Origin of the sequence: Streptomyces lienomycini (assembly GCF_027947595.1) — a bacterium.
Classification (GTDB): Bacteria; Actinomycetota; Actinomycetes; order Streptomycetales; family Streptomycetaceae; genus Streptomyces; species Streptomyces lienomycini.
In genome coordinates, this window is sequence record NZ_CP116257.1 from 7,830,014 (window position 1) to 7,851,655 (window position 21,642).

At 68.6% G+C, this 21,642-nt stretch carries 17 protein-coding genes; 10 read left to right on the plus strand and 7 right to left on the minus strand.

Annotated elements, in window-relative coordinates:
- Window positions 1-257 precede the first annotated feature (257 nt).
- The gene (locus BJ961_RS35785) at window positions 258-1,595 is read left to right on the plus strand and encodes an MATE family efflux transporter (RefSeq protein ID WP_271416899.1); all 1,338 of its coding nucleotides are present in this window, start codon (window positions 258-260) and stop codon (window positions 1,593-1,595) included.
- A gap of 103 nt (window positions 1,596-1,698) precedes the next feature.
- On the opposite strand, the gene rplI is transcribed toward BJ961_RS35785, so the two are convergent.
- From rplI to rpsF, 4 genes are all read right to left on the minus strand, one after another.
- Complete coding sequence (gene rplI / locus BJ961_RS35790; protein WP_003975023.1) at window positions 1,699-2,145, minus strand: 50S ribosomal protein L9; 447 nt, start codon at window positions 2,143-2,145, stop codon at window positions 1,699-1,701.
- A gap of 18 nt (window positions 2,146-2,163) precedes the next feature.
- Entirely contained in the window at window positions 2,164-2,400 is a 237-nt protein-coding gene (rpsR, locus tag BJ961_RS35795; RefSeq protein WP_003949403.1) for a 30S ribosomal protein S18, read from the minus strand.
- Window positions 2,401-2,446: 46 nt separating this feature from the next.
- Window positions 2,447-3,046, minus strand: a complete 600-nt coding sequence (locus BJ961_RS35800) for a single-stranded DNA-binding protein (protein ID WP_271416900.1) — start codon at window positions 3,044-3,046, stop codon at window positions 2,447-2,449.
- Window positions 3,047-3,126: 80 nt separating this feature from the next.
- Window positions 3,127-3,417 (minus strand): 30S ribosomal protein S6, encoded by a 291-nt coding sequence (gene rpsF / locus BJ961_RS35805; protein ID WP_003975025.1) that lies wholly within the window; start codon window positions 3,415-3,417, stop codon window positions 3,127-3,129.
- A gap of 275 nt (window positions 3,418-3,692) precedes the next feature.
- On the opposite strand from rpsF, the gene BJ961_RS35810 reads away from it, so the two are divergent.
- The 3 genes from BJ961_RS35810 (at window position 3,693) to BJ961_RS35820 (ending at window position 6,354) form a co-directional block, all read left to right on the plus strand.
- Window positions 3,693-3,998, plus strand: a complete 306-nt coding sequence (locus BJ961_RS35810; protein ID WP_271416901.1) for a hypothetical protein — start codon at window positions 3,693-3,695, stop codon at window positions 3,996-3,998.
- A 138-nt stretch (window positions 3,999-4,136) separates the two neighbouring features.
- Window positions 4,137-5,258 carry a peptidoglycan bridge formation glycyltransferase FemX gene (gene femX / locus BJ961_RS35815; protein ID WP_271416902.1) on the plus strand — a complete coding sequence of 374 codons (1,122 nt, stop codon included), beginning with the start codon at window positions 4,137-4,139 and terminating at the stop codon, window positions 5,256-5,258.
- A gap of 64 nt (window positions 5,259-5,322) precedes the next feature.
- Window positions 5,323-6,354 carry an alanine racemase gene (locus tag BJ961_RS35820; protein WP_271416903.1) on the plus strand — a complete coding sequence of 344 codons (1,032 nt, stop codon included), beginning with the start codon at window positions 5,323-5,325 and terminating at the stop codon, window positions 6,352-6,354.
- Window positions 6,355-6,421: 67 nt separating this feature from the next.
- Here BJ961_RS35820 and BJ961_RS35825 read toward each other — a convergent pair whose 3' ends face one another.
- Together BJ961_RS35825 and BJ961_RS35830 are read right to left on the minus strand one after the other, a co-directional pair.
- Complete coding sequence (locus BJ961_RS35825; RefSeq protein ID WP_271416904.1) at window positions 6,422-7,930, minus strand: glycosyltransferase family 87 protein; 1,509 nt, start codon at window positions 7,928-7,930, stop codon at window positions 6,422-6,424.
- A gap of 121 nt (window positions 7,931-8,051) precedes the next feature.
- On the minus strand, window positions 8,052-10,754 hold the full coding sequence (locus BJ961_RS35830) for a transglycosylase domain-containing protein (protein WP_271416905.1): 2,703 nt from the start codon (window positions 10,752-10,754) through the stop codon (window positions 8,052-8,054).
- Window positions 10,755-11,106: 352 nt separating this feature from the next.
- Between BJ961_RS35830 and BJ961_RS35835 the strand changes: the two genes are divergently transcribed.
- The 4 genes from BJ961_RS35835 to BJ961_RS35850 all read left to right on the plus strand — a co-directional run bounded on the left by BJ961_RS35835 (window position 11,107) and on the right by BJ961_RS35850 (window position 14,901).
- On the plus strand, window positions 11,107-11,784 hold the full coding sequence (locus tag BJ961_RS35835; protein WP_271416906.1) for a PadR family transcriptional regulator: 678 nt from the start codon (window positions 11,107-11,109) through the stop codon (window positions 11,782-11,784).
- A gap of 44 nt (window positions 11,785-11,828) precedes the next feature.
- Window positions 11,829-12,911, plus strand: coding sequence for an inositol-3-phosphate synthase (locus BJ961_RS35840; protein ID WP_271416907.1), 1,083 nt, complete (start codon window positions 11,829-11,831; stop codon window positions 12,909-12,911).
- Between the two features lie 78 nt (window positions 12,912-12,989).
- Window positions 12,990-14,252 (plus strand): MFS transporter, encoded by a 1,263-nt coding sequence (locus BJ961_RS35845; protein WP_271416908.1) that lies wholly within the window; start codon window positions 12,990-12,992, stop codon window positions 14,250-14,252.
- A gap of 121 nt (window positions 14,253-14,373) precedes the next feature.
- Window positions 14,374-14,901: an LppU/SCO3897 family protein gene (locus BJ961_RS35850; protein WP_271416909.1), complete on the plus strand. Its 528-nt coding sequence runs from the start codon at window positions 14,374-14,376 to the stop codon at window positions 14,899-14,901.
- 135 nt (window positions 14,902-15,036) lie between these two features.
- On the opposite strand, the gene BJ961_RS35855 is transcribed toward BJ961_RS35850, so the two are convergent.
- Window positions 15,037-16,482: a CCA tRNA nucleotidyltransferase gene (locus BJ961_RS35855; RefSeq protein ID WP_271416910.1), complete on the minus strand. Its 1,446-nt coding sequence runs from the start codon at window positions 16,480-16,482 to the stop codon at window positions 15,037-15,039.
- Between the two features lie 225 nt (window positions 16,483-16,707).
- Between BJ961_RS35855 and BJ961_RS35860 the strand changes: the two genes are divergently transcribed.
- A complete protein-coding gene (locus BJ961_RS35860) occupies window positions 16,708-19,104 on the plus strand; it encodes a DUF6049 family protein (RefSeq protein ID WP_271416911.1) in 2,397 nt (798 codons plus the stop codon).
- A 44-nt stretch (window positions 19,105-19,148) separates the two neighbouring features.
- Entirely contained in the window at window positions 19,149-21,608 is a 2,460-nt protein-coding gene (murJ, locus tag BJ961_RS35865; RefSeq protein WP_271416912.1) for a murein biosynthesis integral membrane protein MurJ, read from the plus strand.
- Window positions 21,609-21,642 lie beyond the last annotated feature (34 nt).

The following is a 21,642-nucleotide window of genomic DNA, read 5'->3' on the forward strand; positions in this document are numbered from 1 at the left end:
CGACGGGCCAGATGCTGTGGAGAACCTCGCCAAACCTGTGCACGACCCGGTGGACAGCCCTGTGAACAAGCCCGCAGCCCAGCGCAAGGAGCCGCCCTGAGCTGCGCCTTTGCCATCCACGGCCTGTGCAGGAGAAAAACTTGCCCACTCGGATCAAGATCACTTCGAACTGTGCCCAGAAGTACACGGGGCGAGACGGCGAGTAAGGGTCTGGAAAGCGTTGCGTCTCTTACCTGTGGACGATTAGATTGGTGCTCATGACACAGGCCCCCGCGCGTACCCGGACCGCCCGGCGCCGGCACGACCGAGAGATCGTCGCTCTGGCAGTTCCGGCCTTCGGCGCGCTCGTCGCCGAGCCCCTCTTCGTCATGGCCGACAGTGCCATCGTCGGCCATCTCGGAACCGCTCAGCTCGCCGGACTCGGCATCGCCTCGGCCCTGCTCACCACCGCCGTCAGCGTCTTCGTCTTCCTCGCCTACGCCACCACGGCGGCCGTCTCCCGCCGTGTCGGCGCGGGCGACCTGCAGGCAGCGATCCGTCAGGGCATGGACGGCATCTGGCTGGCGCTGCTGCTCGGCGCCGCCGTCATCGCGGTGGTCCTGCCCACCGCCCCGTCGCTCGTGGAATTGTTCGGCGCCTCTGAGACCGCGGCCCCCTATGCCGTCACCTACCTGCGCATCTCCTCGCTCGGCATCCCCGCCATGCTCGTCGTGCTGGCGTCGACCGGCGTCCTGAGGGGACTGCAGAACACCCGGACACCGCTCTACGTGGCCGTGGCCGGCTTCATCGCCAACGCCGTCCTCAACGTCGCGCTCGTCTACGGCGCCGGGCTCGGCATCGCGGGATCCGCCTGGGGCACCGTCATCGCTCAGTGCGGCATGGCCGCGGTCTACCTGTGGGTGGTCGTCCGCGGGGCACGACGACACGGCGCCTCCCTGCGCCCGGACCTGGCCGGCATCAGGAATTCCGCCCAGGCCGGGATGCCGCTGCTCGTGCGTACGCTTTCCCTGCGGGCGATTCTCATGATCGCCACGGCCGTGGCGGCCCGCCTCGGCGATGCCGACATCGCGGCACATCAGATCGTCCTGTCCCTGTGGAGCCTGCTCGCCTTCGCGCTCGATGCCATCGCCATCGCCGGACAGGCCATCATCGGACGCTATCTGGGAGCCGGTGACGCCCAGGGCGCACGCGACGCCTGTCGCAGAATGGTGGAGTGGGGCGTGGCGGTCGGCGTCGTACTCGGCCTGCTCGTCGTACTGTCCCGCCCGGCGTTCCTGCCCCTGTTCACCGGTGACTCCGCGGTCAAGGACACCGCGCTGCCCGCGCTGGTGATCGTGGCGGTCGCACAGCCGATCTGCGGAGTGGTCTACGTCCTGGACGGTGTCCTCATGGGTGCGGGTGACGGCCCGTACCTTGCCTGGGCCATGCTGCTGACCCTGGCGGTCTTCACCCCCGCGGCCCTTCTCGTCCCCACGCTCGGTGGCGGGCTCACCGCCCTGTGGGCGGCCATGACGCTGATGATGGCGATGCGTCTGGTGACACTGTGGCTGCGTACGCGATCGGGGCGTTGGATCGTCACAGGGGCCACGCGCTGACCGTTTCACGTGAAACACGTCGTTTCAACGCGCAAGGAGGAAGGGGCCGCACCCTCCGGTCAGAGGGTGCGGCCCCTTCTCATCGCTTCAGCGAGAGCGAGGCTCAGGCAGCGACAACCTCGATGCTGACCTTGGCGTCAACCTCGGGGTGCAGACGCACGGACGTCTCGTGGGCGCCCAGGGTCTTGATCGGCGAGCCCAGTTCGATGCGGCGCTTGTCGACCTCGGGGCCACCGGCAGCCTTGATCGCCGAAGCGACGTCGGCCGGGGTGACGGAGCCGAAGAGACGGCCGGCGTCGCCGGAGCGGACGGCCAGACGGACCTTCACGCCCTCGAGCTGGGCCTTCACCTGGTTGGCCTGCTCGATGGTCTGGATCTCGTGGATCTTGCGAGCGCGACGGATCTGCTCGACGTCCTTCTCGCCACCCTTGGTCCAGCGGATCGCGAACTTCCGCGGGATCAGGTAGTTGCGAGCGTAACCGTCCTTGACGTCGACGACGTCGCCCGCGGCACCGAGGCCGGAGACCTCGTGGGTGAGGATGATCTTCATGTTTCGGTCACCCTTCCCTTATCGCGCGGTGGAGGTGTAGGGCAGCAGCGCCATCTCACGGCTGTTCTTCACTGCCGTGGCGACGTCACGCTGGTGCTGGGTGCAGTTGCCGGTCACGCGGCGGGCACGGATCTTGCCACGGTCGGAAATGAACTTCCGCAGCATGTTCGTGTCCTTGTAGTCCACGTACGTGACCTTGTCCTTGCAGAATGCGCAGACCTTCTTCTTCGGCTTGCGCACAGGCGGCTTAGCCATGATGTTTCTCCTGTGTGATCAAGAAGTGTGGGTAGAGCCCGCCCGCCTAGAAGGGGGGCTCGTCCGAGTAGCCGCCACCGCCGCCGGAGCCGCCGCCCCAGCCGCCGCCACCCTGGCCGCCACCGCCCTGCTGGCCACCGGCGGGAGCGCCGCCGGTCGCCCAGGGGTCGTCGGCCGGAGCGCCGCCGCCCTGCTGACCGCCGCCGGAGCCGCCGCCCCAGCCGCCGCCACCCTGGCCGCCACCGCCGCCGTAACCGCCCTGGCCTCCGCCGCGGCCCTGGCCCGAGGTCTTGGTGACCTTGGCCGTGGCGCTGCGCAGGCTGGCGCCGACCTCGTCGACATCCAGCTCGTAGACCGTGCGCTTGACGCCCTCACGGTCCTCGTAGGACCGCTGCTTCAGCCGGCCCTGCACGATGACGCGCATGCCTCGCTGGAGCGACTCGGCGACGTTCTCCGCCGCCTGACGCCAGACCGAGCAGGTGAGGAAGAGGCTCTCGCCGTCCTTCCACTCGTTCGTCTGGCGGTCGAAGGTGCGGGGGGTCGACGCGACGCGGAACTTCGCGACGGCCGCACCGGACGGGGTGAAGCGCAGCTCGGGGTCGTCGACAAGATTGCCGACGACCGTGATGACGGTCTCGCCTGCCATGGGGTACCTCTCGGCGGGTTTGCTGCTCTGGCTGCTTGGTTGCTGCTACTCGAATCCCGGGACCAGCTGAGCGGGAAGGCTCAGTGCATCTCGGGACGGAGGACCTTGGTCCGGAGGACCGACTCGTTCAGGTTCATCTGGCGGTCGAGCTCCTTGACGACCGCAGGCTCGGCCTGCAGGTCGATGACCGAGTAGATGCCCTCGGGCTTCTTCTTGATCTCGTACGAGAGACGACGACGGCCCCAGGTGTCGACCTTCTCGACCTTTCCGCCGCCGTCACGGACGACAGAGAGGAAGTTCTCGATCAGCGGGGAGACAGAGCGCTCCTCGAGATCGGGGTCGAGGATGACCATCACCTCGTAGTGACGCATGTGGAACCCACCTCCTTTGGACTCAGCGGCCACGGTCGTTCCGTGGCAGGAGGGTTGCGATGCGTTCGCACCGGCATCAACGAGTTAACCAGGACCCACTGACAATCGGGTCTCCTCCGAGGAGGCGACCCGGTCGTGGCCGGCAACAGACACCGGTGCGGAAGGTACAGCGTACCCGGCTGTCGGCCTGCGGTTGAAATCCGGCCCCGAGGGGACACAATCGGTAGTCAGGGATGTGAGGGCGAAAACACACCGCCTTCGGCAGGAGGTTCTCCATGGCACAGATCATGCGACCCGCCAAGCCCCGGACCGGCTTGCTGGCCACCGACGGCAGACGCCACCCCCTCCAGGACACCCTGCTGGCCGCGACCCTGGTCCTGGGCGTGCTCGCCCTCGCCACCGCGAGTTTCCGGGGGCTGCACGTCCTGACCTCGTGGGCGGGACTGATCGGTGTCCTGACCGGCGGATACGGACAGTACGTCTCCGAGACGACGCGGGAGCGGTTCGGCCTGGTGCTGGGTCTCGGTGCCTCCGCGCTCGGTCTCTTCTTCGGCATCTACCACGGTGGGCTCTTCGGCTGAGCTCCGCAGCCGTCCGCCCGCCGGACAACGTCCTTCCAGCCGTACGCCGGACGGGGCGCTCACAGGGCGCAGTAGGCTTCGCGCGAGAGCCGGAGCCCCTGTACCCATGGGGACACACCAGCCCGAGGAGCGCCCCGAATGACCCTGACCCTGAGGACCATCAGTCGCGAGCAGCATCTGGCGTACATCCAGAGCCTGCCCGCGGCGAGTCACATGCAGGTCCCGGCATGGGCCGACGTCAAGGCGGAATGGCGCTCGGAGAACCTCGGCTGGTTCGACGACCGGACCGGTGAACTGGTGGGTGCGGGTCTCGTCCTCTACCGGCAGCTGCCCAAGATCAAGCGGTATCTCGCCTACCTTCCCGAGGGCCCGGTCATCAACTGGTTCGCGCCGAACCTGCAGGACTGGATGGAGCCGATGCTGGCGCACCTCAAGCAGCAGGGCGCCTTCTCCGTGAAGATGGGCCCACCGGTGATCATCCGGCGCTGGGACGCGACGTCCATCAAGAAGGGCATCCAGGACCCCGACGTCAAGCGTCTGCGGGACATAGAGGCGGACCACATCGAGCCGCGCGCCTTCGAGGTGGCCGACAAGCTGCGCCGCATGGGCTGGCAGCAGGGCGAGGACGGCGGCGCCGGCTTCGGCGACGTACAGCCCCGCTACGTCTTCCAGGTGCCGCTCGCCAACCGCTCGCTGGAGGAGGTCCACAAGAACTTCAACCAGCTGTGGCGCCGCAACATCAAGAAGGCCGAGAAGGCCGGCGTCGAGGTCGTCCAGGGCGGCTACCACGACCTCGAGGAGTGGCAGCGCCTGTACGAGATCACCGCCGTGCGCGACCACTTCCGGCCGCGCCCCCTGTCGTACTTCCAGCGCATGTGGGCCGCCCTCAACAACGAGGACCCCAACCGCATGCGGCTGTACTTCGCACGGCACAACGGGGTGAACCTGTCGGCGGCGACCATGCTGGTCGTCGGCGGGCACGTCTGGTACTCCTACGGCGCCTCCGACAACATCGGCCGCGAGGTCCGGCCGTCGAACGCCATGCAGTGGGCCATGCTCCGTGACTCCTACGCCCTGGGGGCCACCGTCTACGACCTGCGTGGCATTTCCGACTCGCTGGACGAGAGCGACCACCTCTTCGGTCTGATCCAGTTCAAGGTGGGTACGGGCGGTCAGGCGGCCGAGTACCTCGGCGAGTGGGACTTCCCGTTGAACAAGCTGCTCCACAAGGCGCTCGACATCTACATGTCGCGCCGCTGACCGCACCTCGGCCCATCCCCAATCCGCACCTCTGACAGCCACGAGAAAGGTTCCAGGTCCGGCCATGGCGCTCACGCTCTACGTCGACACCGCGCGCTGGCGGGCGCACCACAAGCACGTGCAGGAGCAGTTTCCCGGGCTGGTCCCGGTCTGCAAGGGCAACGGCTACGGATTCGGGCACGAGCGGCTGGCGGAGGAGGCCACGCGGCTGGGCTCGGACGTACTGGCCGTAGGCACCACCTACGAGGCCGCCCGGATCAAAGACTTCTTCGGCGGTGACCTGCTGGTCCTCACGCCGTACCGTCGCGGTGAGGAGCCCGTTCCGCTGCCCGACCGCGTCGTGCGCTCGGTGTCGTCCATCGACGGCGTGTACGGACTCGTGGGCGCGCGTGTGGTCATCGAGGTGATGTCCTCGATGAAGCGGCACGGCATCAGCGAGCAGGACCTGCCGCAGCTGCACGCCGCCATAGAGAACGTCCGGCTGGAGGGTTTCGCCATCCACCTGCCGCTGGACCGTACCGACGGCTCGGACGCCGTCGAAGAGGTCATCGGCTGGATGGACCGGCTGCGTGCCGCCCGGCTGCCGCTGCACACCATGTTCGTCAGCCACCTCAAGGCCGATGAACTGGCCCGGCTCCAGCAGCAGTTCCCGCAGACCCGTTTCCGCGCCCGGATCGGTACCCGGCTGTGGCTGGGTGACCACGACGCCACCGAGTACCGCGGCGCGGTCCTGGACGTCACGCGTGTCGCCAAGGGCGAGCGTTTCGGCTACCGGCAGCAGAGGGCGGCTTCCGACGGCTTCCTGGTGGTCGTGGCGGGCGGAACGTCGCACGGGGTGGGTCTGGAGGCCCCCAAGGCGCTGCACGGCGTCATGCCGCGCGCCAAGGGCGTCGCACGGGCCGGCCTCGCCACGGTCAACCGGAACCTCTCGCCGTTCGTCTGGAGCGGCAAGCAGCGCTGGTTCGCGGAGCCGCCGCACATGCAGGTGTCGATCCTGTTCGTTCCCTCGGACGCGTCGGAACCCAAGGTGGGTGACGAGCTGGTCGCCCATCTGCGGCACACCACCACCCAGTTCGATCGCATTCTCGACCGCTGACGAGCAGGCCGTACCGAAGAAAGGGCCGTACACGGCGTCTTCGTGTACGGCCCTCTCCTGTGTTCGCTCAGAGCGAACCGTCGGCCTGGCGGTCCTTGCCCCAGTCCACCCGCGGCCCCTCGAAGTGGGAGACGGGTTCCTCGGTGTGTGCCGCGGGCCCCAGGACGAAGACGTCCTCCGCGCCGTTCAGCACACCCCCCGACGGGTCGTCGTCACCCGTCCGCCGAACCGGGTCCCGGTCCGGCATCAGGATGTCGCGCACGACCATGGCGCACAGGAACAGCGTTCCGAGCAGGTGCAGGCCGATGGCCCAGTGGTAGCCGTCCGTCGGCAGGCCCTTGTGGGCGTCGCCACTGGTCGTGTACGCGAGATACATCCAGATACCGAGGAAGTAGGCAACCTCGCACGCCTGCCAGATCAGGAAGTCCCGCCATTTCGGACGGGCCAGCACGGCCAGCGGCACCAGCCAGAGCACGTACTGCGGTGAGTAGACCTTGTTGGTGAGGATGAAGGCCGCGACGATCAGGAAGGCGAGCTGGGCGAACCGCGGACGCCGGGGGGCGGTCAGGGTGAGCGCCGCGACGGCGCCGCAGCACAGCAGCATCAGAAGCGTGGCGAGGGTGTTGACGGTCTCGGTGCTGGGCGGGTTGTCGGAGTTCTGGACCAGGATCAACCAGAAGGACCCGAAGTCCACGCCCCGTTCCTGGCTGAACGTGTAGAACTTCGACCAGCCCTCGAAGGCGAAGAGCATCACCGGCAGGTTCACCACGAGCCAGGCGACGGCCGCGCCCCCGAGCGCCGTTCCGAACGCCCGCCATTTGCCGGCCCGCCAGCACAGCACGAGAAGAGGGCCGAGGATCAGGAACGGATAGAGCTTGGCCGCCGTGGCCAGGCCCAGCAGTACCCCGAAGGCCAGCGGACGCTCCCGGGACCACATGAGGATGGCGGCGGCCGTCAGCGCGACCGCCAGCAGGTCCCAGTTGACGGTGGCGGTCAACGCGAAGGCCGGCGCCAGGGCGACCAGCAGGCCGTCCCAGGGGCGCCGTGTGTGCGTGCGGGTCACGCAGATGGCGATGGCGACCGCGCAGACCATGAGCATCCCGGCATTGACCATCCAGTACCACTGCTCCTGGTCCTGGATGGTCCCGCTGCCCGGCGTGAGCCAGGACGCGACCTCCATGAACAGGCCGGTCAGTACCGGATACTCCAGGTACTCCATGTCGCCGGGGAGCTTGTCGAAGTACGGCACCAGCCCGTCGACGAACCCGCGCCCCTGGTAGAGATGCGGGATGTCCGAGTAGCACGCGTGCGTGTACTGGGAACTGGCCCCGAAGAACCAGGCGTCGTTGTAGCAGGGGGCCTTCTGGACCAGCCCGAGGGCGAACATGCCGATCGCCACGAGTGCGATCACCCGCACGGGGGTCCACCAGGACGTGCCGGGCAGGGCGCGTCGCCCCAACGGGCCGCCGATCAGTTCGCTGCCGGCCGCGGCGACCGTGTCCTCTCTGGTCGGCCGCACCGGGTCCGGCTCGTGCACGCTCGCTGGTGTCGATTCTGCACTGGGCATGGGGCACATCCTGCCGTACGCACCTGGGAACACGTGGGGGCCGCCGCACCCTGACGGATGCGGCGGCCCCTGTTTCACGTGAAACGTGCGGGTGTTTCACGTGAAACACCCATGCTTGGCCATGGGGCGGCTAGCCGTTGGCTCCCCAGATGGTGTTTCCCCGGCTGTTTCCGTTGTTGCCGCCTTCCTCCGTCTCGCTGGCCGACGGCGAAGGCGATTCACTTCCGTCCGAGCCGCCCGGGCCGTTGCCTCCAGGGCCGTTCCCTCCGTCGTTCCCGTCGTCGCAGTTCCAGTCGATGACCCCACACGTCTGCGTCGGCGCCGGCGGCGAGGGGCTGGTCTCCGTCTCGCTGGGCGAGGGACTCGGTGACGGGCTGCTCTCCTCGGTCTCGGAGGCGGAGGGCGAGGGCGAGGGTGTGGGGGTCGGCGACGGCGCGTCGTTGAGGACCTCGCCGATGGGCTCCGGCTTCGGGAACTTCTCCACCTTCAGGCCCTTCACCGCCTCCGACATGTAGTCCTGCCAGATCGTGGACGGGAAGGAAGCACCGTGGATCTTCGTCTCGTCGCCCGTTCCGTACATCTCCAGGAACTTGCGGTCCTTGATGGTCTCGTCGTCCGGGTAGCGGTACATGCTGATCGCGGTCGACAGCTGAGGGGTGTAACCGACGAACCAGGCGGACTTGTTGCCGTCCGTGGTACCGGTCTTGCCCGCCACCTCGCGGCCGGGCAGTTGGGCGTTGGTGCCCGTTCCCTTGTCGACGACCGTCTTCAGGACGTCCGTGACGTTGTCCGCGACCTTCGCGGTGAAGGCCTGCTTCTCCTCGACCTTGTGCGTGTAGATCGTGCCGTCCTTGTTCGACACCTTCGTCACCGAGTACGGCTCGCGCTGCTTGCCGCTGTCGGCGAAGGTGGCGTACGCGCCCGCCATGCGGATGGCACTGGGGTCCGAGACACCGATGGAGAAGGACGGGTAGCCGGAGCCCGCCAGACTGTCCTCCAGGAGCCCGGCGTCGATGGCGGACTCCTTCACCTTGTCCAGGCCGACATCCATGCCGAGCTGCACGAAGGCGGAGTTGATCGACTCGCGCATCGCCTCCCGCAGGTCGATCTTGAAGTCGGGCGGGCTACCGGCAGTCGCGTTCTTCTTGCCGTCGTTCTCCTGACGCCACTGCTCGCCCTTCTCGTTCTCCCAGATCGACCCGTCGTAATTATTGATCTTGAGGTTGTTCTTGCCGCTGTAGAGGCTCTTCGGAGAGACGACAGTGCGTTCGTCCTGGGCCTGGACCTCGCCGAGGTCCGGGTCGCGCACACCCCACTTCATGGCCGCCGCGAGCACGAACGGCTTGAACGTCGAACCGACCTGGGCACCGGTCACATCGGCGTTGTTGGTGAAGTGCTTGGTGGCGTCCTCACCGCCGTAGATGGCCTTGATCGCCCCGGTCGCGGTGTCGATGGAAGCCCCGCCGAACTGGACGTGGGTGTCCGTGTCAGGGCGCTTCTTGGGGTCGATCCTCTCCTTGTAGACCTTCTGCACCGCCTTCTCGAGCTCATCGACCTTCTTCTTGTCGAAGGTCGTGTAGATCGAGTAGCCGCCCTTCTCCAGCTGCTGCTCCGACACCACGCCGCTCCTGACCACGGAGGACTTGGCGAGCCTGACGAGGTAGCCGATCTGGCCGCCCAGCTGCGCGTTCGACTGCGGATTCTTCACCTTGGGCAGCTCGGGGTACTTGGCCCGCTCCTGCTGGCTCAGATGCCCGTACTCGACCATCTTGTCGAGGGTGTCCTGCATCTGGCTGTGCGCCCGCTTCTTGTTGGCGTCGGGCGTGGCCGACGGGTCGATCGAGATCGAACCCGCCGGGTCGTAGTACGTCGCGCCCTTGAGCACCGCGGACAGGAAGGCGCACTGGCCGGGGTTGAGGTCGACGGCGTCCACGTTGAAGTACGCCCGTGCCGCCGCCTGAATGCCGTAGGCACCGCGGCCGTAGTAGGCGGAGTTCAGGTAGCCCTCGAGGATCTTGTCCTTCGGTTCCTCGGCGCCGACCTTGATCGAGACGAAGATCTCCTTGACCTTGCGGGAGACCGTCTGCGACTGGTCGTTCAGCATCGCGTTCTTCACGTACTGCTGGGTGATGGTGGAGCCGCCCTGCGTGTCACCGCCCTTGGCCATGTTGAACACGGCGCGGGCGATGCCCTTGGGGTCGATGCCGCTGTCGGAGTAGAACGTCTTGTTCTCCTGCGAGATCACGGCGTTGCGCATCGCCTTGGGGATCTGCGAGAGATTGACGCTCTGACGGTTGCGGTCACCGCCCGTGGCCACCATCCGGCTGTTGTCGGACCAGTAGTAGACGTTGTTCTGCGCCGTCGCGCTCTCGTCGATGACCGGGACGCTCACCATGGCGTAGGCGAGTCCAGCGGCACCGACGAGGCAACCGAAGAACGCGATGCACAGTCCGGAGACGAGTCTCCAGGAAGGCACCCAGCGGTACCAGCCGTCCTTGTCGTGGCGCGGGTAGTCGATCAACCGCTTCTTGCCGGGCGCGGCGGCGCGTCCCCGCCCGGGCCCGGTCGAACCGCCGGGGGCTCCCCGCCGGCCGCCACGGCCCGGCTCGGCCGCTCTGCGACGGCCGCCTCCGCTCCGCTGTGCCGCGCGCCGGGCCTCGGCACGGCTGCCGTACTCACGCTCCTCGTCCTCAGGACCGTACGAGCCGGACGGAGACCCTGTGGCGCCTCGCGGTGCCGCACGGCGGCCGGAGGACGAGCCGGACTGGCCGCGTCGGGCCGCGGCACGTCCGCCTCCCTGCGGCTGCGGCGGTTTGCGACGGTGCTCGCTCATCGAACGACTACTCCTCGGGCAGGCGCACCCTTGCGCGCCTGGAAACGGCGGCTGGTTTCCAATCCCCCCGAAGTACGGATGCGGCCCCTTCCGCATTCACCCGTACTGCACCGGGGACAAGGACGTCCTCAGGCGTCACTCGGTTCCCAGTGGTCTGCATGGCGCACAGACTACGCACCGCCAAAACCCCCGCGGCCCGAAGTTCACCTCAAATCAGGCAACTTGCTCGCGATGAAACCCCGATGTGATCCCGTTCACCAGTTCCCCCCTTGTCGCACGCGGAAGCTCGTTCTATCGTGCTGATGTATCGACTCGATACATCAGCGCGGCATAAGGGCGAGAGGAGGCGACGATGAGCCGGCGTTCCGGCATCCTCGAGTTCGCCGTACTCGGCCTGCTCCGCGAGTCCCCGATGCACGGCTACGAGCTGCGTAAACGGCTCAACACGTCACTGGGTGTGTTCCGGGCGTTCAGCTACGGAACGCTCTATCCCTGCCTCAAGACGCTGGTCGCCAACGGCTGGTTGATCGAGGAGCCGGGGAACGTCGGCGAGGCCGCCGCTTCCCTCACGGGACGTCGCGCCAAGATCGTCTACCGGTTGACGGCCGACGGTAAGGACCATTTCGAGCAGCTCCTCTCGCAGACGGGCCCGGACGCCTACGAGGACGAGACCTTCGCCGCTCGCTTCGCGTTCTTCGGGCAGACGTCGCGTGACGTACGCATGCGCGTGCTCGAAGGCCGGCGCAGCCGGCTGGAGGAGCGCCTGGAGAAGATGCGGGCCTCCCTGGCGCGCACCCGGGAGCGACTCGACGACTACACGCTTGAGCTCCAGCGCCACGGAATGGAGTCCGTGGAGCGCGAAGTGCGCTGGCTGAACGAGCTCATCGAGAGCGAGCGGGCGGGGCGGGACCTCAGAGGTTCCGCCGCCGAGGACACCGCTCAACAGGACACGACATCTGGAGCGACGGGCGGCCTGCCCCGGCCGGGGGACGACCCCCGGCCGGATACGCCCGGCGACACCGCCACGTGAGCGCCCAGTCAGGGCCTCACTCGTACACACAGGGAGCAACCGGAATGGGTTCGGTTCGCGTAGCCATCGTCGGTGTGGGCAACTGCGCCGCATCGCTGGTGCAGGGCGTCGAGTACTACAAGGACGCCGACCCGGCGGCCAAGGTCCCCGGCCTGATGCACGTCCAGTTCGGCGACTACCACGTCAGTGACATCGAGTTCGTCGCCGCCTTCGACGTGGACGCCAAGAAGGTCGGGCTCGACCTCGCGGACGCCATCGGCGCCTCCGAGAACAACACCATCAAGATCTGCGACGTGCCGAACAGCGGCGTCCAGGTCCAGCGCGGCCACACGCACGACGGTCTCGGCAAGTACTACCGCCAGACCATCGAGGAGTCCGCCGAGGAGCCGGTCGACATCGTCCAGATCCTCAAGGACAAGCAGGTCGACGTCCTCGTCTGCTACCTGCCGGTCGGTTCCGAGGCCGCGGCGAAGTACTACGCCCAGTGCGCCATCGACGCCAAGGTCGCCTTCGTCAACGCCCTCCCGGTCTTCATCGCCGGCACCAAGGAGTGGGCAGACAAGTTCACCGAGGCGGGTGTCCCGATCGTCGGCGACGACATCAAGTCGCAGGTCGGCGCCACCATCACGCACCGCGTCATGGCGAAGCTGTTCGAGGACCGGGGCGTCGTCCTGGACCGCACGATGCAGCTGAACGTCGGCGGCAACATGGACTTCAAGAACATGCTCGAGCGTGAGCGCCTGGAGTCCAAGAAGATCTCCAAGACGCAGGCCGTCACCTCCCAGATCCCCGACCGCGACCTGGGTGCGGACAACGTCCACATCGGCCCGTCCGACTACGTCGCCTGGCTGGACGACCGCAAGTGGGCCTACGTCCGCCTCGAGGGCCGCGCGTTCGGTGACGTCCCGCTGAACCTCGAGTACAAGCTCGAGGTGTGGGACTCCCCGAACTCGGCCGGTGTCATCATCGACGCCCTGCGCGCCGCGAAGATCGCCAAGGACCGCGGCATCGGCGGCCCGATCCTGTCGGCGTCGAGCTACTTCATGAAGTCCCCGCCGGTCCAGTACTTCGACGACGAAGCCCGTGCCAACGTCGAGAAGTTCATCGCCGGCGAGGTCGAGCGCTGAGAACCGCGGACTCCGGTCCGCCGAGGGTCCCCGGGTCGCATGACCCGGGGACCTTTCCCGTATGTGAGGCTGTGCCCCATGGCCGTCGTCCGTGACCTGCGCTTCCTGCTGCGCCTGAAGGGATTCCGGCGCCTGCTCGCCGTTCGCCTCCTCTCCCAGGGCGCCGACGGTGTCTACCAGGTCGCGCTCGCCACCTACGTCGTCTTCTCCCCGGAGAAGCAGACCTCCGCGGCCGCGATCGCCTCCGCCATGGCGGTCCTGCTGCTCCCGTACTCCCTGGTGGGCCCCTTCGCCGGGGTCCTGCTGGACCGCTGGCGGCGTCGCCAGGTCTTCCTGTACGGCAATCTGCTGCGCGCCGCCCTCGCCACCGTGACCGCGGTGCTGATGATCGCGTCCGTCCCGGACTGGCTCTTCTACGTCTCGGCCCTCTGCGTCACGGCCGTCAACCGCTTCGTGCTCGCGGGCCTGTCCGCCGCGCTGCCCCGCGTGGTGGACGCGGATCGACTGGTGATCGCCAACTCGCTCTCCCCGACCGCCGGCACCCTGGCCGCCACGGCGGGCGGCGGCCTCGCCTTCGTCGTGCGCCTCGCGGTCGCCGACACCGATGCCGCCGTGGTGCTGCTCGGGGCCTTCCTCTACCTGTGCGGGGCGCTGGCATCCCTTCGGATCGCCGTGGAACTGCTGGGGCCCGACCCGACGCTCGTACCGCCGAGGCTGACCTCCGCGTTCACCGGCACCGCCCGCGACCTCGTGGCAGGCCTACGTCATCTTGCCGCTCCGGCCCGCCGGGAAGCGGCCTGGGCGCTCGCGGGCATGACGCTGATGCGGTTCTGCTACGGCGCCCTGCTGGTCATGCTGCTGATGCTGTGCCGGTACGCCCTGACCTCGAGCGCGGAGGAGGGGCTCGCTCTGCTGGGGCTGGCGCTGGGGGTCTCGGGGGCGGGCTTCTTCGCGGCGGCGGTGGTCACTCCCTGGGCCGCGGGACGGCTGGGGCCCGGCCGATGGATGGCCGTCTGCGCGGCGGGCGCCACCGTGCTCGTGCCGGCCCTCGGGCTGCCGTTCGCCACGGGGTCACTGCTCGCCGCGGCGTTCGTGCTGGGGCTGGCGACGCAGGGGGCGAAGATCGCGACCGACACGGTGGTCCAGTCCACGGTCGACGACACCTTCCGCGGCCGGGTCTTCTCCGTCTACGACGTGCTGTTCAACGTCGCCTTCGTCGGCGCGGCCGGGGTGGCCGCGCTCATGCTGCCGCCGGACGGCCGGTCGGTGCCGCTGGTGGTGACGGTCGCCGCGGTCTACGGAGTGGTTGCAGCGGCTATGGCACGGTTTGAGAGCCAGTAAGTGTCACATCAGTGACACAGAGCCCCTCCGGACTACTGAGTTGTCAGTGCGACCCGGTAGCTTACGTGCGTCTTATCTCGCGGCATGTCCGCGACACGCACCTATTTCAGGGGGACCCCCAGTGACCACCCAGCCGCCGCCTCAGGGCAACCCGTTCGCGCAGAATCAGCCGCAGGCTCCGCAGCAGCCCCAGGGGCAGAACCCCTACGCCCAGGGGCAGCCGGGCTTCCCGCAGCAGGCCGGTCAGCCCGGCCAGCCCGGGTTTCCGCAGCAGGGTGCGCCCTACGCTCCGGTGCCGCCCCAGCCCGCCCGCCGCAAGCTGAGCTTCAAGACGATCAAGAACATCGTCATCGCGGTGGTCGTCGTGGGTGTCGCGGTCGGTGGTTACATCGCGAGCCGTGACGACGCCGACACGGCCGCGGTCGGCGACTGCATGCACCGTGGCAGCAGCAGCGACACCGACCCGGACCTCGAGGTCGTCGACTGCGGTGACACGAAGGCCCAGTACGTGGTGCTGGCCAAGATCGAGGGGTCCTTCTCCGCCCTCACGGCCGAGAGCAAGTGCTCGGCGGCGGCCAAGGACTTCCAGTACTCGTACACCGAGAGCGGCAGCGGCAGTGACTTCCTGCTCTGCCTGAAGGACAAGTAGGGCAGACGAACAGGGCAGAGCCTCGGGCAGGCGAAGGGCCGGTGTTTCACGTGAAACACCGGCCCTTCGCCTGCTCTCGGTCTCGCACCATTCCGTGGGGTCGTGTTTCACGTGAAACACGACCACGCTCCAGGGTTACAACTCCTGAGCGGCCCACCACTCCCTGAGCGCCGTCACCGCGGCCTCGTACTCCATCGGCCCGTTCTCCAGGCGCAGCTCCAGCAGATGCTTGTAGGCCTGACCGACAGCCGGCCCGGGGCCGACACCGAGGATCTCCATGATCTGGTTGCCATCCAGGTCCGGCCGGATCGCGTCCAGCTCCTCCTGCTCCTGAAGCTGCGCGATGCGGTCCTCTAGACCGTCGTACGCACGGGAGAGAGCCGAAGCCTTGCGCTTGTTGCGCGTCGTGCAGTCCGAGCGCGTCAGCTTGTGCAGTCGGTCCAGCAGCGGCCCGGCGTCCCGGACATAGCGGCGGACCGCGGAGTCCGTCCACTCGCCCGTCCCGTAACCGTGGAAGCGCAGGTGCAGCTCGACCAGGCGCGAGACGTCCTTCACCAGGTCGTTGGAGTACTTGAGCGCGGTCATGCGCTTCTTCGTCATCTTGGCCCCGACCACCTCGTGGTGGTGGAACGAGACCCTGCCGTCCTCCTCGAAGCGGCGCGTACGCGGCTTGCCGATGTCGTGCAGCAGGGCGGCCAGGCGCAGGATCAGGTCGGGGCCCTCACTCTCCAGGGCCATCGCCTGCTCCAGCACGATGAGTGTGTGGTCGTAGACGTCCTTGTGCCGGTGGTGCTCGTCCCGCTCCAGCCGCAGCGCCGGCAGCTCGGGCAGGACTCGGTCGGCGAGGCCGGTGTCCACCAGCAGAGTCAGTCCCTTGCGCGGGTGCGGGGAGAGGATGAGCTTGTTCAACTCGTCCCGGACCCGCTCGGCCGAGACGATATCGATGCGCTCGGCCATGTCCTTCATGGCGGCCACCACCTCGGGGGCCACCTGGAAGTCGAGCTGAGCGGCGAAGCGCGCGGCTCGCATCATCCGCAGCGGGTCGTCGGAAAAGGAGTCCTCGGGAGTCCCCGGGGTACGCAGCACGCGGGCCGCGAGGTCGTCGAGCCCACCGTGCGGGTCGATGAACACCTTCTCCGGGAGTGCGACGGCCATCGCGTTCACCGTGAAGTCGCGCCGGACGAGGTCCTCCTCGATGGTGTCGCCGTAGGACACCTCGGGCTTGCGCGAGGTGCGGTCGTACGCCTCCGACCGGTAGGTGGTCACCTCGATCTGCCAGCCGTCCTTCTGCGCCCCGACCGTGCCGAAGGCGATCCCGACCTCCCAGACCGCGTCGGCCCACGGCCGCACGATCTTCAGTACGTCCTGGGGGCGGGCATCGGTCGTGAAGTCCAGGTCGTTGCCGAGCCGGCCGAGCAACGCGTCCCGGACCGAGCCGCCGACCAGGGCGAGCGCGAACCCGGCATCCTGGAAACGGCGGGCGAGATCGTCGGCGACAGGGGCGACCCGCAGCGGCTCAGTCACCGCGCGGTGCTGCTCCCGGCTCAGGGCATCGGGGCTGACTTCGTTGGCGTTAGGCACAACAAAACAGGGTACGTGGCCCGGACGGAGACAGGCGCCCCCATTGATCGGGGACCGAATCCCCCGCTTCCGCGCCGCTCCCTCTATAGGCGCACATACAGGGCGGCCCGGCCCGGCTGCCGATCTTGTGCCGTACTCCGCGGCACTTCCCCTCGGCGCACATCGTTACCATGCGTGGACGCACATTCCGACGACCACTGATCACGACGAGGGACGGGCGAGCGCGTGGCCGAGGCGGCAGACTTCCAGGGGACCAGTGCCTCACCTGCCCGCCGGTGGCTCCGGCGCACCGCGACACTGCTCGCCGGGGCGCCGTTGCTGGCCGGCCTGGTCCAGCTGCCCGCCGCAGGACCGGTTCACGCCGAGGAGGCGGCCGCCGCCCTCACCGACGCCGACTCGGGCTCGGTGGCCGTGGCCGTCGACTCACTCACCCCCTCGGCGCCCACGGACGGGGACACGGTGACCGTGTCGGGCACCGTGACCAACAAGGGCAAGCGGGCCGTCACCGACGCCCATGTGGGTCTGCGGGTGGGTCCCGAGATCGACACCCGCTCGTCCGTCGACGCGATCTCCAAGGACAGCGACGATCTCCAGGGATCCATCGCCCCGGAGATCGACGACAAGTACACCGCGAAGTTCTCCAAGCTCGCTCCCGGCGTCGCCGAGCACTTCAACATCTCCGTACCGGTCGACGACCTGGACCTCGGCGGCGACGGCGTCTACGAATTCGCCGTCTCCCTCTCCGGAGAGACCTCCGCGCAGCCGTGGGAGCAGATTCTCGGCATCCAGCGGACCTTCCTGCCGTGGCAGCCCGACGAGGCCGCCACCAGGACCAAGACCACGGCGCTGTGGCCCCTCGTCTCCACCACTCACATGGCCGCGGAGACAGGACCGAACGAGGAGCAGACACCGGTCTTCCTCAACGACGACCTGGCCAAGGAGATCTCCCCCGGCGGCCGTCTGAACCAGATGGTGACGCTGGGCAAGGACCTCGACGTCACCTGGGTGGTCGATCCGGACCTGCTGGCCTCCGTCGACGCGATGACGGGCAGCTACCGCATCCGGGACGGGGACAAGACCACCGCCGGCACCCATCAGGCGATCGCCAAGCAGTGGTTGGCCGACCTGCAGGACGCGGTGGCCGACGAGGAGGTCGTCGCCCTCCCCTTCGCCGACCCGGACCTGGCGTCCCTGGCCCACAACGGCACGGACGTCGCCGGCTCCCTGAGCCAGTTGAAGGACGCCACGGACGTCATCAGCAACACGGTCGAGCCGATCCTCCACGTCAAGCCGAACACCGAATTCGCCTGGCCCGTGGAGGGCGCCGTCGACCGGTCGATCGTGAAGGTCGCCACCTCCGCGGGTGCCGACAAGGTGATCGCGCGCAGCGACAGCCTCCAGGAGACCAACGGTCTGCAGTACACGCCCTCCGCCGCCCGCCCCATCGGCGGCGGCACCACGGCAGTCGTGTCGGACGCCCGCATGTCCACGGCGTTCGGGGGCGACCTGACGAAGGCCTCCGCCTCTACGCTCGCGGTACAGCGCTTCCTCGCCCAGAGCCTGGCCCTGAACCTCCAGACCGACAAGCAGCGCAGCATCGTCATCGCCCCGCAGCGCACGCCCTCCGGCAGCCAGGCGCGCGCGATGGCCGAGGCCCTGCGGGCTATCCAGAGCGGCACCTGGTCCACCTCCCAGAAGCTGGCGTCGGCCTCCACGGCCAAGCCTGACCCGGAAGCCACCACCAAGGTGCCGGGGACCTCCTCGTACCCCTCGGCGCTGCGCAAGAAGGAACTTCCCCGGTCGGCCTTCGTGGAGAGCGCGCGGACCCAGAACTCGCTCGACAGGTTCAAAGTCGTCCTGTCCGACCCCTCCCGGGTGGTGACCCCCTTCGGGCGCGCTCTGAACCGGGAGATGTCCGCGTCGTGGCGGGGCCGGGCCACCGAGGCGGCGTCGTTCCGAGCCGACGTGAAGTCGTACCTCGACAGCCTGACGGGCCGGGTCAGACTGATCGACAAGTCGGAGACGAAGCTCTCCGGCCGCAGCGCCACGATCCCGGTGACGGTACAGAACAACCTGGTGCAGGACGTCGGTCCGCTGGTCCTCCGGCTCACCTCGACGAACCCGACACGCCTCGAGATCGGCGGCGCCGACTACGAGGAGCAGCCGATCTCCGTATCCGGCGGCCACAGCCAGTCGGTGAAGTTCACCACGTCGGCCAACGCCAACGGCCGGGCCACGGTGATCGCCCAGCTGTACACGACGGACGGCCGGAAGTACGGCGAGCCCGTCACCTTCGACGTGAAGGTCACCGAGATCACGGCCACCGTGATGCTCGTCATCGGCGGCGGTGTCCTGCTGCTCGTCCTCGCCGGCTTCCGGATGTACACCCAGCGCAAGCGCGCCGCGGCCCGCGCCGCCGAGAAGAGCGAGTCCGGGGAGACGGAGTCGGCGGAGAACTCCGAGGACGACCCGGAGAACCCGGAGGACCCCGAAGGACGTCTCACGCAGGAGTCCGAGGAACAGGGCCGGGCAGCCGACCCGGAGCAGGCGAGTGACCCGACACCGGACACCGCAGCGGAAAGCGCCGACCCGTCCGGCACGGGTGAGAGAGTGGACCGTTGAGGATGTCGTGGCCGGTGGGCCCGGGACGATGAGGTGGGGTAACCATGAACGCGCCGTACGACGGTGACCGCGGTCAGGCCGTGGACGGCTCGGGCCAACCCCAGGGTCCGCCACCGGGCCCCGACCAGACGCCGCCGCAACCGCCCGTGGACATGTACCTCCAGGACGCCTACGACCAGGATCCGTACCGGGCGCAGGACCTCTCCGCCCAGGACCCCGTGTCCGAGGCGCTCTACGACCGCGCCGCGCACCCTCCTCCGCCCCCGGGCACCTACCCGCCGCAGCAGCCGCTGTACTCCCAGCCCTCCCCGTCGCCCTACGCGCCGGACCCCCGCGTCTGGGCACAGACCCCGGCGCCCGAGCCGGAGGGCCCGACCCAGTACCTGCCGTACGGCGACGACCCGCGGACCACCCAGTTCGTCGGCGTCGACGACCTGGTCACCCAGGCGGGCGATCAACGTCACGAGCCGGACGCCTTCGCCCACCTGTTCCGCGACCAGCAGCAGGGCGGCGGCCACCCCTCGTACGAGAACCAGGGATCCGTACCCGCTCCAGCCCCCGGGCCGTACGCCGGGACGCCGGGGCCCGGACAGTACGGCGGAGCGTCGGGGCCCGGACAGTACGGCGGAACGCCGGGGCCCGGACAGTACGGCGGAGCGCCGGCACCGGGCCAGTACGGCGGACACCAGGCACCCGACCCGTACGGAAACGCCCAGGCGGCGCACGGTCAGTACGGCGGTGGGCCCGCCCCGACGCCCGGACAGCACGCGGCGCCCGCCCCCGGCCAGTACGCGGTGGCCCCCACCCCCGAAGCGGCCGAGGCCCCCCTCCAGGCCCCGGAGCCCGCCCCCGCGGCCGCCCCGGCCAAGAAGGGCGGGCGGGCGGGAGGCCTGCTGAAGTCGAGCGCCGTGATGGCGGCCGGCACGATGGTGTCGCGGCTGACCGGTTTCATCCGCTCGGCGCTGATCGTCTCGGCGCTGGGCGTCGGCCTGCTCGGCGACACCTTCCAGGTCGCCTACCAACTGCCCACGATGATCTACATCCTCACCGTCGGCGGCGGCCTGAACTCGGTCTTCGTACCGCAGCTCGTACGAGCGATGAAGGACGACGACGACGGCGGCGAGGCCTACGCCAACCGCCTGCTGACCCTTGTCATGGTGGCGCTCGGCGCACTGACGGTTCTCACCGTCCTCGGCGCGCCCCTGCTGATCCGGCTCCTGTCCAATTCCGTCTCCAGTGACCCGGCCGCGAACGAGGTGGGCATCACCTTCGTCCGCTACTTCCTGCCGTCGATCTTCTTCATGGGTCTGCACGTGGTGATGGGGCAGGTCCTCAACGCCCGCGGCAGGTTCGGCGCGATGATGTGGACGCCCGTCCTGAACAACATCGTCATCATCGTGACCCTGGGGATGTTCATCTGGGTCTACGGCACCGCCGAGAACTCGGGGATGCAGGTCACGAGCATTCCGCCGGAGGGCGAGCGGCTGCTCGGCATCGGAGTGCTGCTGGGGCTCATCGTGCAGTCGCTGGCCATGATCCCGTACCTGCGGGAGACGGGTTTCCGGCTTCGGCTGCGCTTCGACTGGAGGGGCCACGGACTGGGCAAGGCCGTCACCCTCGCCAAGTGGACGGTTCTGTTCGTCCTCGCCAACCAGGCGGGCGCCATGATCGTCATCCAGTTGTCGACCGCCGCGGGCAAGGCGTCACCCGTCGACGGCACCGGCTTCGCCGCCTACGCGAACGCCCAGCTGATCTGGGGCCTGCCCCAGGCCATCATCACCGTCTCCCTCATGGCCGCCCTGCTGCCCCGCATCTCCCGCTCGGCGTCCGAGGAGGACGGGGGAGCGGTCCGGGACGACATCTCCCAGGGGCTGCGCACCACGGCCGTCGCCATCGTCCCCGTCTCCTTCGGTTTCGTCGCACTCGGCATCCCGATGTGCACGCTCATGTTCGGCTCCTCAGGCACCAGCGAGGCCACCAACATGGGCTACATGCTGATGGCCTTCGGTCTCGGCCTCATCCCGTACTCCGTCCAGTACGTCGTCCTGCGCGCCTTCTACGCCTACGAGGACACCCGGACGCCCTTCTACAACACCGTCATCGTCGCCGTGTTCAACGCCGCGGCCTCGGCACTGTGTTACCTCCTGCTGCCGTCCCGCTGGGCCGTCATCGGCATGGCAGCCTCCTACGGCCTGGCCTACGTGATCGGCGTGGGCGTCGCCTGGCGCAGGCTGCGCAAGCGACTCGGCGGGGACCTGGACGGCGCCCGCGTCCTGCGGACGTACGCCCGGCTCTGCATCGCCTCCGTCCCGGCCGCCCTCCTCAGTGGCGCCGCCTGCTACGCGATCAGCCGCGCGCTCGGCCAGGGCGTCCTTGGATCGTTCGCCGCGCTGCTGGCCGGCGGGCTGCTCCTGTTCGGCGTCTTCTTCGTCGCTGCCCGCCGCATGCGCATCGAAGAAGTCAACTCGCTGGTCGGCATGGTGCGCGGACGCCTGGGACGCTGAGACCCGGGGTAGGCGCACAACCATCATCCGCCGC